This is a genomic window from Planktothricoides sp. SR001 (assembly GCF_001276715.1).
Taxonomy (GTDB): Bacteria; Cyanobacteriota; Cyanobacteriia; order Cyanobacteriales; family Laspinemataceae; genus Planktothricoides; species Planktothricoides raciborskii.
The window spans coordinates 99982-112422 of record NZ_LIUQ01000002.1; the positions used below are offsets into that span (position 1 = coordinate 99982).

Below are 12441 nucleotides of genomic sequence, written 5' to 3' on the forward strand. Positions count from 1 at the left end.
TAGAAAAACATCACAGGATCCAGCAACTTATGGAATGGCACGTCACTGATGCCCAGAGTTTAGGAATAATCGACCGGGAAATCGGCGATCATCTGTTTTCGCCCGCAGAGTATGAAATTGTCCGGCGGGTGATTTATGCCACCGCTGATTTTGAGTATAAATCTCTGATTCGGTTTTCTGACCAAGCCTTGCAACGGGGGGCGGCGGCTTTGGCTGCACGGACAACTATTATAGTCGATGTGCCAATGGTGCAGGTGGGAATTGCCCCACTGATTCAAAAAACTTTTGCCAATCCCGTTTATTGTTCAATGGAAGCGATTACTCGACCCCAAAGAGAAAAAAGCCGCGCCGCATGGGGCATAGAAACTTTGGCCAAACGCTATCCAGAGGGGATTTTTGTGATTGGGGAGTCTCAAACGGCGTTAACCGCAATTGTAGAACTGATTGAGGCGGAAGAAATTAGACCGGCTTTGGTGATTGGCAGTCCCGCTGGTTTTGTGGGGGTGGATGCGGCAAAAGCGAGGTTGAATGATTCCATGATTCCCCATATTCGAGTTGATGGTCGCAAGGGAAGTGCGGTGGTGGCGGTGGCGATCGCAAATGGTATGGTGGATTTGGCTTGGCAAGCTTACGGACATGAAGGGCGAGGAATGCCTTGACAGTGGGTTGAGTGATCGAGGGATGGATAGAGGGATGGGTTGCTGTGTATGGGTTGCTATGTAGTTGCCATATACTGTTCGGATTGGTCAACCATGCTTTCCATCCCCCGATCGCACTTTACGGCGCAACGGCGCAACGGCGCAAGGGCGCAACGGCGCAACGGCGCAACGGCGCAAGGGCGCATTTAGGGCGCACTTTAGGGCGATCGCAATCGGTCGCTGTTTCTGGGGCTTCTAGCGGGGTTTCGCCGTCGGGCAGCCCGTAACTCGTCCCCAATCGCCAGAAAAATATCTCGGCGTAAATAAGGATAATCACTCACCCACAGATCCAACCGGGGCAGATAAATATCGGAAACTTTGCTAATGCGACTGAGATCCTGAAGATTGGACATAACGACCATTTGCGCCGCTTCACCCACCGCGATGCCTTTATGTTCTTTTTGTAAAGCGACTTGCAAAATGGTCAGCGGGCCGGATTTATCTCCTACTTCTAGATTTAGTCGCCGTTCCAAGTTTTCTAGCAGTACCAGTTCCCCTTTATTATTAACAGTTTCCTGGGTGCCGACTAATTCTTCAGTGACAAAAACATCAAAAACTTTTCCTTGCCAAAGGCCACTATATTTATAGCGGCGACATTCCGCATTCCGACGACTGGCGTCAAAAATTGGCCCCCAGAGCCAATAAAACCCCATAAAAATACCGATAATAAATAAAAAGGGTTTCAAGTTTTCCGCCAAATAGTTGGCGATAATTAATAATATTAATACGCCAACCACCGAAATCAACAATCGTTTTAATAAATCAGAAAATTTACCCCAGCAATAAACATATTGAGGGCCGGTGGCAATAATCGGAATCAATTCTTCAAAGCTTTCTCTTGTTAGTGGAATGAGCATAATCCCCAAGACTTAACCAGCGTGAGCTATGATTTTGGGCGAATAACCGGGGCATAATTACCCTAAATAATTCGCCAAGCGTGATAATTAGACAATTCTGGCTTTCATAGCGGATCGATCCCCCCAACCCCCCTTTTTAAGGGGGGCTTTTTAGCTTGGGAAAGTCCGAATTGTCTATTGAGAATTGTCGGAAATTATCCAGTCAGTGAGAAAATTGACCGCATTTTTTTCTATTCTACCCCGTGAATTCAGCTAGGTGCTGATTAAGTAATCCTGATTAAATAATCTTTTCTAGGCCATAAACCAGGGATTTGAGTTTGATGACCTGACGAATCGCCAGGAGGACTCCGGGCATATAGCAGGTGCGATCGCTCGTATCATGGCGTAGGGTGTAAATCTGTCCCGGTGCGCCAAAAATTACCTCTTGGTGAGCCAGTAAACCGGGCAAGCGGACACTGTGAATCCGAATCCCTTCGTCGGCCAGTCCCCCACGGGAACCCGCCAGAGTCTCAGTTTCTTTCACCTTGGGGGGATTGTAGGTTTTGCCCATTTCTGCCAGCATTTCCGCCGTTTTAATCGCCGTCCCACTGGGGGCGTCTGCTTTTTGGTTGTGGTGCAGTTCAATAATTTCTACATGGTCAAAGTATTTGCTGGCTTGAATCGCCGCTTGTTGCAGCAGAATCATGCCAATGGAGAAATTAGGAATAATTAAACAACCAATACTGGCTTTATCGGCAAATTCCGCCAGTTCGTCAATTTGTGTGGAACTCAGACCTGTGGTGCCCACCACGGGACGGACTCCATAAGCGATCGCCGCCCGAACATTTTCATAGACAGACTTCGGGTGAGTAAAATCCACCATCACCGCTGGCTGTTTTTCCTGGGAAGCAGCACAGAGAATGGGTTGAGGATCGTTCATAATCGGCACTTCCAAGGCACCACATCCAATCACCTCTCCCACATCTTGACCCTGAATCTCTGGATTGATATCAATCGCCCCAAACAGAGTCATATCCTCAGCAGCGGCCACGGCTTTGATCACTTCGCGACCCATTTTGCCCGCTGCCCCATTGACAATTACCGGAATCGGTTCTTGATTCGTCATAAGACAAAAAATATTCTGAACAATATTCTTGGAACTTCTAGAGCGAATCTTAACCTGGCGGTGGGCTCACTTGAACGAATTATGGGCAAATTATCGGCAAATTACCGGCAAGTTATCGGCAAATTACCGGCAAATTACCGGCAAATTATGGGCGATCGCTTTTCAATAGACTTTTAAATACGCTTTTAAATAGACTTCTTACACCTCCCTAAAAAGCCGTTCGCGGTTTTAAGGGGGGGTTGGGGGGATCCTTCCGTCCTGTTTGCCAGAATTGTCTAATAAACTTCTCACTTATGGGTGCAACGTCCCCGCAAAGCCTAAAATCTTAGCTTGGAGTCGCTGACTACGCGGAAATATCAAATTATGGAACCACCCGTCGAACGAATTAAACTATCACAAAGCGCCAAAGACCAACTGATTAAACTCAAGCGCTACACCAAAATCGAGCAGTGGAATATTCTTTGCCGCTGGGCTTTTTGTCGATCGCTTGCCGAACCCACCATTCCCTCACCGATACCCATTCCCTTCGATAGTAATGTAGAAATTGCTTGGCAAGTATTTGGCGGGGAAATCGGGGATATTCTGACCATTGCCTTAAAACAGCGCTGCCAACAAGACGGACTAGGCACAGATCCAGAAACCTTGGCCACTCAATTTCGCCTGCATTTACATCGCGGCATTGGCTATCTCGCTGGAGATCAGAATATTAAGCAAATTGAGCATTTAGTGGATATGGCGATCGCGCAGGATTTGAGAAACCGGGTTTCTCCGATAACTTAAGTAAAAAAGCTTCTTGTTTATCCGTAGGGGCGTGATCTTTCCGGCTAATATTTATAGGTTAAAAGCAGAGATTTAATGCCGGAAAGATCACGCCCCTACCAAAGCAAGGGTGGGCTTTTAGGCAAGCCCACCCTACGAGAATTATGGATACAAACCGCGATCGCTCAAAGCTTCCGCCACGCGACCCACCCCCAACATATAGGCAGCGCGACGCATAGGAACACTCATTTTTCGAGCATTTTCGCTAACTCGTTGATAGGCTTTCACCATCAAACCTTCCATTTCCCGGTTCACCCGGTCTTCATCCCAGAACACATAAGATTGACCTTGCACCCATTCCAGATAGCTAACCACCACACCGCCAGCATTCGCCAGAATATCCGGCAACACCATAACTCCGCGATGATGTAACATCTGATCTGCCACCAGAGTCACCGGGCCATTCGCCGCTTCCGCCACAATTTTTGCTTGGATGCGATCGCAATTATCCTCAGTAATTTGGTCTTCCAGGGCGGCTGGCACCAACACATCACAAGGCAGAGTCAGCAACTCTTCATTAGAAATCCGTTGCGCCCCCATAAAACCAGCCAGACTGCCTCGGTTGCGGGCCGCATAGTCCATCAGGGCGGGAATATCCAACCCATTGGAGTCAAACAGTCCACCAGACACATCAGAAACCGCCAAAATTTTCGCCCCTTCCTCATACATCAAATAGGCCGTCGCATTGCCCACTTTGCCGAACCCTTGGATCGCCACCGTCACATCTTTAAAAGATTGCCCCCGTTCCGCCAACGCCTCGCGAACCACAATCATCACCCCGCGTCCGGTGGCCAACTTGCGACCCTTGGAACCGCCAATAGACAAGGGTTTTCCCGTGACAACTCCCGGCACCGCATAACCCTTATTCATAGAATAAGTATCCATCATCCAGGCCATTTCCCGTTCCGACGTGCCGACATCTGGGGCGGGAATATCGATCGCCGGGCCAATATCCTTAATTAATTCGCTGGTATAGCGACGGGTAATTCTCTCCAATTCCCGGACACTATATTGAGCCGGGTCAATGGCAATGCCCCCTTTCGCTCCACCGTAGGGAATTCCCAGCAATGCACATTTCCAGGTCATCAACATGGCCAGAGATGAGACCTCCTCCAGGGTGACACCGGGATGATAGCGAATGCCTCCTTTATATGGGCCAAGCACATCACAATGTTGGACTCGGTGTCCCGCTAAAACTTGCACTTCCCCATTGTCCAATTGCACCGGAATGGAAACCGTAATCACCTTGCGGGGCTGTTCCAGCATCCGCAATATGTTCGGATCCATTTGCAAATCTACCGCTGCCTGTCCCAGATAGCTACAGGTGCGAGCCGTTGGGCAAATATAGGCAGGAGAGGGAGCCGCATTGAGGACAGTTTTTGTTAAAACCATAGTTTGCTAAACCTTGATGAGAAGTTTGATGAGCAGTTTTAAATCAGTTGCTATATTTTTAGGTTAACTCAAAATGTCAAGAAATGATGACATTTGTATAAATCGTAACAATTCACCATCAAGTTGTATGTATGAGATCAAGATATCCGTAGAAACACGGATGAATACAAAAATTTGGGGATTTGTCCTGGGAAGAAGCGATCGCCCCAAATAAGTATTAATACTCAAATGATTAAAAATGGAGTTAACCATGATCCCTATTTAGTTTTTGTCTAAATTTAGCCGGTTTCCCTTAAGTCCATCATAGCCGGAAAATCAGAAAACGGGTTGCTTTTGCTTTCCTGGGAGGCGATCGCCGGTAACTTGCGCCAAATCAATGTCAGGACAGCACATTGCCTTGTCCTCGTTTTTGCCCCAAGTCTCTTGCTTAGTCCGGGGCGGCATTAAGGAAAGCGCGATCGCTTTTCTGGGGAATAGCCAAATCCACAATAATCGGCAAATGATCTGACCCCACCGGATCGCCAACGCGACTATTTTGCACCCGAATATCCGGGCTGACCAAACAGTGGTCAATGGGAATATAAAAAATCGGTGATTTCATGTACCATGTGGGCTGCACCCCAAAACCAGCGCGAGCATTTCGCATTCCCGTAGTTGCCACAAAATCTTTATAATAAGGAGACCACATGGTAATATTCAAATCCCCGAAAACGATTTTCGGCGTAGCGATTGTTTGCAGATAGCTGCTGATTTCTGCTAATTGTTTATTCCGGGCTTTCTCCAGACCGAAACTGATAGGTGGAAAAGGATGAGTGCCGATAACGTTGAGTTTTTCCCCGCCCACCGTGACCTGAGCCACAATACTGACAATTCGCTTAACGCCAAACTCTTGAAAAACCCCATTTTCTAGGGGAAATTTGCTATATAAAGCGATGCCATGATAGCTATCCTGGGGATAGGATAAAGCATAAGGCAAAATATTTTTTAGCTGTGCTAATAAAGTATCCGACCAGGCATCATTCACTTCCATAAATAAGGCCAAGTCTGGCTGTTCTTCGCGCACCAAGGATATGACGCGATCGTAGTCTTGATTCCGCCGACGCACGTTGGCGGATAAAACCCGCAGATTTTGGGTAGCGATGGTGGGGTTATTGTCCGGTACTGGCAGATACCAATGCAGAATTTCAGGGAGATTAATCACTAGGCAAAAAGCACAAATTGCCAGACCGATTTTTGACTTGCGGGCTAACAATAAAAACAGACCCATTAGCCCCATAGACACAATCAGATATTGCAGGCGAAAATGAGATGTAAGTTCTAAAAAAAGGTGGAAGCTTCCGAAATAACCGGCCAGGGAAAAAAGGGTACAACCGGCAATGGCAAGAATTAAGCCAATTTCCAGGATAGTTTTGAGAGTTTTTGTGTTAAATTTGGAGTCACTCATAAAGCCATATTGGGAAGTATATCCCGATTATTTCATTATGCCTATACAGCAATTCACTCTGTTATGGAATACAGTTTAATTCTCGAAACGCCCGTAATACAAACTGTTCCCTGTTTCCTGTTCCCCGTTTTTTCCCAGCGCGATCGCTGTCGATGCTGTTGTTGATGCTGTTGATATTTTTAGTCAAATTTTCACCCCATCCTGAAATCATCCACCAGACTAAGTTTAACAGCCTTAACCGGCAAAGGACACGGCAATGCCGTGTCCAAAAATTACTAAGCTTTCAGCACCACCGGGTCTTTAAAACAAGGAAAATTCACCACATCCCCAGGGGTTTTTTCCGAAGGATTCAGACTCGGATCAACCGCCCCAGCGATTTGCAAAGATTTAGCCACTAACTCAGAACAAAATATAGTAGAAAAATCTGGCTGATTGGTTAATCCTAACTCATCAAACCAATCAATTGCCGCATTATAAATTTGCAGATAATCATACCGAACTTTCTTGTTGTGCGTTTCCCGTAACCAAGCTTCCATTTCCGCTTGCTTCTGTGGATGGAGAGGATTTTTCAAGCCTAACCAATAAACCGAGCCCTTATACATCTCAATCCGCTTAGATAGCCAGTGCATTTGCATTCCTTTAATGGCTTGTTTTTTCTGGGCATCTAACATTTGAGTTTCTAGGGTAGATTCAATAATTAAGATACTGTCACCCAAACCACTACCCAGTTCAGCTTTAACCACAATCCCCACATGAGAATACTGGGATTTAGTCGCCCATTTAATCACATTAGAAAATCCCGCATTACCAGAAAAAGCAATCACATCGCCGGTTTGCATCTGGGTTCGATATTGTTCATAAGTTTCTAAATTACTCCCAATTCTGGGAATTATATGTTGCTCTGATGGTTCAATAACTCGCGATTCAGGCAAAATTGCGGGTGGGTTTGCCTCGGTTGCAGGTTCGGGGTTAAATAACTCTAAAAGTCGATTAAAAAATAGCTGAATATAACCCCATAGTCCCGATGGTTCTTGTGGTTTGCTAAAGTCCATTGGTTTGAGGACTACGGGTTCCCCAAAACAAGCAAATTTCACCACATCATCCGGGGTTTTTTCCGCAGGATTAAGGTTCGGATCGATGACTCCCCCAATTCGCAGGGCTTTGGCGACTAATTCAGAACAAAATAGGGTAGAAAAATCCTGTTGATTGGTTAACCCTAGCTGATCGAACCAATCAATCGCTGCTCCGTAAATTTGTATATAATCATAAGGCACTTTTTTGTTATGAGTTTCTCTCAGCCATGCTTCCATTTCGGCTTGTTTTTCGGGAGCCATTGGATTGGTGAGTTTTAACCAGTAAACTGACCCATTATAGGATTCAATGCGTTTAGAGAGCCAGTGCATTTGTACTCCCTTAATTGCTTGTTTGTTATGAGCATCTAAGAATTGAGTTTCTAGGGTCGATTCCACAATTAAGATACTGTCACCGAAACCAGTGCCTAGGTCTGCTTTTAATACCATACCCACATGAGAATACTGGGATTTGGTCACCCACTTAATCACATTAGAAAATCCCGCATTGCCGGAGAAAGCAATTAAGTCTCCGGTCTTCATCTGCGATCTATACTGCTCATAAGTCTCTATAATACTTGGATTTCTGTTCATAATCACTTTAAGGATGTTGACCAAAGGTTATTGTAAATTTTTAAGACTAGATTCAGCAATAATTTTTATTAAATTTCTTAAATTTATTTAAGCAACAAGCCTAGGTTATTCCCTTTATGAGTGACACCAACTATGACTGGCATTGGTTATTGGTCTTTTCCAATGTCAAATCAATCAAATATTAACCTGTTATTGACATTGTTATCTGTTATTTGTTATTGTTGGGCTGATTAAAAATTTCTAATGCTGGTAATTTGATGCTGGTAAGGGGTGTAGGCTATTTCAAAGCGATTCCCCTCCTGAGCAACGCGCGATCGGAGCGTCAGTCAGCCCAAGGGGGAAAAATAATTTGGCAGATTTACAGAGAATTCATAGAGAAAGTGACCCCGTTCAGGGGTCACTGGTTAAAGAAATCAGCATTCTATTTTTTGCCCACTTAATCCCCAAGACTCCTGGGAAGCTGCATCGCCAAATAAAGAAAAGAACCGTGACCAGAAAATCTCATCAGCAAGATTAACGGAGGTATTCTAATTTTAGAGATGGGCATTTAGAGCCCTAATTGAACCGCTAACATCACTCATCTAAAATCACCTCTGTAAGCAATCAGCGATCGACATTTAGAGATATTTAACGATGAGCAGTCAGGGTTCAGAAATTAGCATTCAGAAAGGTTCAGAATGGAGGACGGGAATCGGCTAATTCCTGACCGTGAAGCCTGAATACTGACTAACGACTAAATCAACGACTAAATCACGGTGCCATTGGGAATCACACCATTTTTCAGCACCACGACAATGCCATTACGGATGTAAAATCCTTGGTTTTCTCGGTCTGCTTCTTCCACGCGATCTTTATTGATAATTTGCACATTGCGGCCAATGCAAGCATTCTTATCAATAATGGCGCGGCGAACGGTACTTCCCGCACCAATTCCCATAGGAACTTTGCCACTGTTTTCGGACGAATGCCGTTCGGCATAAGGTTGGTAATAGTCCGAACCCATAATCAAAGCATCTTGGATATTGCAGTTGGACTCAATCCGGGTGCGGACTCCCAAGACCGAATGTTCCACCCGACATTCTTTGAGAATGCAGCCTTCGCCAATAATGGACTCGGTGACATGACAATCTAATAGCTTGGTCGGGGGTAAATAACGAGAACGAGTATAGATTGGGGCCTGTTCGTCGTAGAAACTAAAAGGCGGCTGTGGTTGCTTGGTTAAAGCTAGGTTAGCATCGTAGAACGCTTCAATGGTTCCGATATCTTCCCAGTAACCTTTAAATAAATAAGCTTGAACATTATAGTTCTTTGCCGAAGCAGGGATAATTTCTTTACCAAAATCTGTCCGTTCTGGGGCTTCTAGGAGCAGCTTTTTGAGAACCTCTTTTTTAAAGACGTAAATGCCCATTGAGGCAATATATGGACTTTTCTCCGCTTCTTCTGGAGTTAACCCCAAGGCGGTTGTATCCACTTGCATGGCTTTTAAGGCTTCCCCTTTGGGTTTCTCGCTGAAATCAACCACTCGCCCTTGGTCGTTGATTTTCATCAAGCCAAAATCAGAGGCGCGTTTTTCGTCAATGGGTAATACCGAGAGAGTAATATCGGCGTTGGTTTCCCGGTGACGGTTTAAAAATTCGCGATAGTCCATCCGGTAGAGATGATCCCCAGAGAGAATCAAATATTCATCAACATCCCATTCATCCAACAGCCAGAGATATTTGCGTACTGCGTCAGCAGTTCCCTGGAACCAGCTAGGGTCGCTGGCGGTTTGCTGCGCGGCCAGCACTTCCACAAAGCCGTCACTGAAACCGGAAAAGTTATAAGCGCGGGCAATGTGACGATTCAGAGACGCAGAGTTGAATTGCGTCATCACATAGATTTTGAGGATGTCTGAGTTAATACAGTTACTCACAGGAATATCAATTAAGCGATATTTCCCGGCGAGTGGTACAGCGGGTTTCGCCCGCATTTTGGTCAGTGGATAAAGGCGGCTACCAGCGCCACCTCCAAGAATAATCCCTAAGACTCGTTTCACGAAAACACCTCGCATTCATCAGCTTTAAGGTTCAAATCCAGTGTCCGACTGTGGGGGATTGTTGACAAGGGGGGGAGACCGATAAATTCAGATAAATTCAGAATCCGCCCTGGTGGTGAGTGATAATTTCGTGGTTGAAACCACCGTGATAGTCTGCGTTTAGAGCCAAAATTAACTGGCAAAATTAACTGGTTTGAATTTCTTGTTTTAAGGCGGCTTTGACTAGACGATATTCGGTTTCTATTTTGGCGATCAGGGCGGGGGCTTCTGCGCTATTGCCGATCCGAGTCATAAGTTCTAGGGTTTGGCTGAGTTGCGCTAAGGTATTGGCACCGATCGCCCCACTGGTGGATTTTAAGGAATGTGCGGCATCTCGTAATTGGCTTATATCACCCTGATTGATGGCTTCAGTCATCTTGTGCAGCAGTTTGGGAGACTCGGTTAAGTAAATTTCAATTACTTCTTCCAGGAAGTCGATTTCCCGCAGGGAGTTGAGGATATTCGCATCCAGTAAAGACTCCGGGTTTTGCTGCCATACAGGTATATTGAATTGCGGAGAGTCTTGGGGCAGTGCTTGGGGCAGTGCTTGGGATCGGGGTGCATTGAAGGAAGTTAAGCTGGATGAATCTGGCTGGTTTGTCTGAATGCTCCGTTGAGTGGGATCTAGGGGTTGACAGACCGAAAGGGCTTGACTCAGTTCGATCATGCGGATGGGTAAGAGTAGATGTAGTCGTCCATTCGCGCAGCTAAACAGGCTTCGCGATCGCCACTCATAGCATTAGCGGTCATGGCAATAATTCGCGGTTTATAAGTAATGGTTCCCGATTCCAAGGCTTCGCGAATCTTTTGGGCGGCGTCTAAATCATTCATTTCTGGCATTTGTACGTCCATTAATACCACATCATAGGTTTTTTGTTCTGGGGCGGCGATCGCTTCTAAGCCATTGGTGGCAATATCCGTTTGATGCCCCATGCGTTCTAACATTTGTAGCGCCACTTTTTGATTCACGAGATGGTCTTCGGCTAACAAAATTTTTAGCGGCATCACTTGACTTAGCGATCGATTGGCTAAATTTATCGGCGGTTCTTCTGAGATTGACTCCAGGGGTTGTCCGTCGAAAATTCGACTGACCACATTAAACATCAAAGATTTTTTAATCGGCTTATTCAGACAAGCGGTGAATTGGTCGCGATGGTTCAGCAGGGTAAACGCATCAAATTAGGAGAGAGAATGTGATAAGGGCAGAGAAAGAGAAGCCGCGAGGATTTCGAGCAGAAAATGATGATCCAGACCCGCTCGATAACGCTTCATCTTCAAACTCCCCTTACCTTGGTGCCGCCGCAACAGATTCAATGCCAATCGCCTCAAGATACTCAGGTTACGCGCCCCATGCTGGCTACGAATACGACTACGATCCGAAGGCATTCACCACATCCAAAGACCAATGCAGAGCATTCTCAATCTCCCAGTGGGAGCGAATATAGCCAGCAAAGGACGGGGCATCAACAGCCAAAGAACTCAGAAAAAAGCGGGTCTCACAAGTAGTCTTGTTCCACAACTGACGGAGTGAGCGAATTACCACAACAGACTTGAGTCCCGGCCAACGCTGACAAACCGAGGCTTCAAAAACCTCTGAGGCGCGAAAGACCCAACAAGACCGACTCTCAATGGGGTGATGTTCACTCCCCACCAAGTGGCAGTGGTCAACCAGCCGCTCTTCGGGACAGTCTTGTTGCTCAAAATCCTCAAACCAAGCGCCTGCGGTAGTATGCAGATTACCCTGATTACCTTTAAGAGCCAAAATATAATCGGCATCAGCGTCGTGAATTTGTTTGGCAATAGCAGTCTGAGTTCCCATCGCATCAATGGTGATAATGGTTCCAGTTAAGTGCAGCTGTGCTAGGAGGATCGGGATCGCTGTCATCTCATTGGATTTTGAATCCACGGGGGTTTGACCTAAAACCAATCGGTGTTCTGTACACCAAGCACTGACGAGTTGTAAGGCTTTGAGGTTATGCTCTCGGTCATAGGAGCCTCTGAGGGTTTTGCCGTCAATGGCTACTACTGTTGCGCCCAGTGTTTCGAGCAGACTACCAATCCAATTCTGAAATCGAGCTTCAAGTTGGGTGGGGTCAAGTCGAGACAAAACCCGCCTGAAGGTATCATGGGAGGGAATTCCGTTGGGTAAGGAGAGAAAAGTGGTTAACCAAGCTTCTTTGGCTTTGCCATAGGTCTCCATACCATCCCAGCCTTCTGCACCAGCCAGGACCGCCAACAGGGCAATCACCACGATATCAAATAGCTGATGAGCACAGCGGCCTTGTACTCTGGGGTCATCGAGGGAGCCAAAATGAGCATAAAGGGAGGAGGACAGACTTAATGAGTTAGACATGGGGTGGCACGTAATGGTTTATGCCATTGTCCTAC

Annotated in this window: 11 protein-coding genes and 1 pseudogene; 2 read left to right on the top strand and 10 right to left on the bottom strand. The window is 46.2% G+C overall.

Going from position 1 to position 12441, the window contains the following annotated elements; all coding sequences use genetic code 11:
* The first annotated feature begins 29 nt into the window (after positions 1 to 29).
* Entirely contained in the window at positions 30 to 659 is a 630-nt protein-coding gene (locus AM228_RS01645; RefSeq protein ID WP_054464359.1) for a precorrin-8X methylmutase, read from the top strand.
* A 197-nt stretch (positions 660 to 856) separates the two neighbouring features.
* Here the strand turns inward: AM228_RS01645 and AM228_RS01650 are convergent, their stop codons facing one another.
* The gene (locus tag AM228_RS01650; protein WP_054464360.1) at positions 857 to 1555 is read right to left on the bottom strand and encodes a hypothetical protein; all 699 of its coding nucleotides are present in this window, start codon (positions 1553 to 1555) and stop codon (positions 857 to 859) included.
* A 277-nt stretch (positions 1556 to 1832) separates the two neighbouring features.
* A complete protein-coding gene (dapB, locus tag AM228_RS01655) occupies positions 1833 to 2660 on the bottom strand; it encodes a 4-hydroxy-tetrahydrodipicolinate reductase (protein ID WP_054464361.1) in 828 nt (275 codons plus the stop codon).
* A gap of 363 nt (positions 2661 to 3023) precedes the next feature.
* Here dapB and dndE point away from each other — a divergent pair, with 363 nt between their 5' ends.
* The gene (gene dndE, locus AM228_RS01660; RefSeq protein WP_054464362.1) at positions 3024 to 3440 is read left to right on the top strand and encodes a DNA sulfur modification protein DndE; all 417 of its coding nucleotides are present in this window, start codon (positions 3024 to 3026) and stop codon (positions 3438 to 3440) included.
* Positions 3441 to 3581: 141 nt separating this feature from the next.
* On the opposite strand, the gene AM228_RS01665 is transcribed toward dndE, so the two are convergent.
* From AM228_RS01665 to AM228_RS01695, 8 genes and pseudogenes are all read right to left on the bottom strand, one after another.
* Complete coding sequence (locus tag AM228_RS01665) at positions 3582 to 4871, bottom strand: Glu/Leu/Phe/Val dehydrogenase (protein ID WP_054464363.1); 1290 nt, start codon at positions 4869 to 4871, stop codon at positions 3582 to 3584.
* A gap of 427 nt (positions 4872 to 5298) precedes the next feature.
* On the bottom strand, positions 5299 to 6315 hold the full coding sequence (locus tag AM228_RS01670; protein ID WP_054464364.1) for an endonuclease/exonuclease/phosphatase family protein: 1017 nt from the start codon (positions 6313 to 6315) through the stop codon (positions 5299 to 5301).
* A gap of 61 nt (positions 6316 to 6376) precedes the next feature.
* The gene (locus tag AM228_RS35905) at positions 6377 to 6502 is read right to left on the bottom strand and encodes a hypothetical protein (protein ID WP_255353130.1); all 126 of its coding nucleotides are present in this window, start codon (positions 6500 to 6502) and stop codon (positions 6377 to 6379) included.
* 88 nt (positions 6503 to 6590) lie between these two features.
* The gene (locus tag AM228_RS01675) at positions 6591 to 7979 is read right to left on the bottom strand and encodes a hypothetical protein (protein ID WP_156331459.1); all 1389 of its coding nucleotides are present in this window, start codon (positions 7977 to 7979) and stop codon (positions 6591 to 6593) included.
* A gap of 745 nt (positions 7980 to 8724) precedes the next feature.
* A complete protein-coding gene (locus tag AM228_RS01680; protein ID WP_054464506.1) occupies positions 8725 to 10014 on the bottom strand; it encodes a glucose-1-phosphate adenylyltransferase in 1290 nt (429 codons plus the stop codon).
* Between the two features lie 184 nt (positions 10015 to 10198).
* Entirely contained in the window at positions 10199 to 10720 is a 522-nt protein-coding gene (locus AM228_RS01685; protein WP_054464366.1) for an Hpt domain-containing protein, read from the bottom strand.
* Positions 10717 to 11157, bottom strand: a complete 441-nt coding sequence (locus tag AM228_RS01690) for a response regulator (RefSeq protein WP_054464367.1) — start codon at positions 11155 to 11157, stop codon at positions 10717 to 10719. The genes AM228_RS01685 and AM228_RS01690 overlap by 4 nt, the downstream gene beginning before the upstream one ends.
* Before the next feature lie 75 nt (positions 11158 to 11232).
* Positions 11233 to 12406, bottom strand: a pseudogene (locus AM228_RS01695) (ISAs1 family transposase).
* Between the last annotated feature and the right edge of the window lie 35 nt (positions 12407 to 12441).